Here is a 1,641-nt window from a genome sequence, read left to right on the forward strand (position 1 = left end):
CTGTGCAATACCATTGGAATCTGTGGTAATGGTTCCCACTTTTTCATCGGTTTTGAAATAATCTTCACTGACACCATCTGCCGCTTTGATATCTTCCGCAGCAAATACATCGAACGTCACATCTGTAAGGCTTCCGGTTACATACTCAAAAAGATGCTCCACGGTACCTTTTACATGATCCAAAAGTGTTACCTTATCCAAAAACTCTCCATTTTTGTTGATGATCAGAAGTCCTGTCGGTACTTCATCTTTCATCTCTACTTTCTGAATCTCTGCGGTATCTTCCAGAGTGAACTTCACATCCGTTGCTTTCAGATATCCATAAGGTGCCATTTCCTCACGAAGAGTGTATTCCTCTCCAACTGTCAGGCGTTTGATCACATGTGGCTGATCTTTTACAGACGTCCACTGATCCACAACATTTCCTTCTTTATCAAGAACGGTGAGTTTTGCCCCATCCAGCTCCACACCTGTTGTTACATCAGATTTCGTGATTTCTACTGTTGTCGGCTGGTTCTTTTTCACAGTTTTCAGTTTTACTGTCTTCACATCCTGTCCCTGGTAAGAAGCATCCAGATTCAGAACTTCATCAGAGGATACAAATCCCGCCGGTGCTTTTAACTCCTTCACATAATACTGTCCAAGTGGCAGATCCAGCGTACATGCTGCAAGTCCATCGTTATCAGAAGTCATTTCCTGTAAGAGTGTGTCTGCTTTCACGATCACTTTTCCATCCGCCTTAATATCCGCTTTGTTAAAGATACCAAAGACAGCTCCAGCTACGGTTGCACCATTTTCTGCATCCTGTTTTTCTACCTGGATTGTAACTTTCTGTCGGTCATCGCCAACAGTCACTTCCTGTTCGATCACAGGTGTATCCTGATTGGCATAGACAAATGCGACTTCTGATCTGTCATGGTTCAGTACGAATCCTTCCGGTGCAGTCTTTTCTACTACATAGTAAGAACCAAGCGGCAGATTCTCTGCAACTGCTTTTCCGTTTTCTCCAGTCTTTACCGTTGTTACCAGTGCATCTTTTGCATAGATCAGCTGTCTGTTTCCGTTTTCATCTTTCTGATAATCCGGTGTATAGATATTTTCAGCTGCATAGACATTAAATTCCGCACCCTTCAGGTATCTTTCTTCATAAACAAAATCCTTTTTGAATCCGGTCAGCATTTCACCTTTTTTATAGATCGTCAGCTTTCCTTTTACCGGATGGTTCTCGTAATCTACCGTAATAATGGCATCTCCGCTCTCAGAATCCATCTGGTATGCTGTGTTTGCATCCACCGCAATCTCTACATAGTTCTTGTTGATTGTGTACCCTTCCGGTGCGTTGACTTCCTCAATGCGGTAATGTCCGATCTTCAGATTCTTCGGCATGATCAGATATCCCTGGCTGTCCGTAAAATAGGACTTATGGGTTGTTGTCACTGGGTAAGTTGTTACCTGTTCCACATACTTCTTGTTGTCCAAGTCGTACACTTTAAATTCTGTTCCTGCAATCAGGACGGATTTCTTTGTTTCATCGTCTTTTTTCACGATTTTCAGTTTTGCCTTAAACTCTTCATCCAGAAGCACTCGCCAGATCTGTGGCTCATTTGGATGATGCTCTGTGATATTCACTTCAAAATCATC

1 protein-coding gene is annotated in these 1,641 nt (G+C 42.6%); it reads right to left on the reverse strand.

Annotated elements, in window-relative coordinates; all coding sequences use genetic code 11:
* The coding region (locus OCV61_RS03515; protein ID WP_262582661.1) for a SpaA isopeptide-forming pilin-related protein at positions 1-1,641 on the reverse strand (1,641 nt) is incomplete at both ends.

It is taken from the genome of Blautia ammoniilytica (assembly GCF_025566965.1).
GTDB classification, from domain to species: domain Bacteria; phylum Bacillota; class Clostridia; order Lachnospirales; family Lachnospiraceae; genus Blautia_A; species Blautia_A ammoniilytica.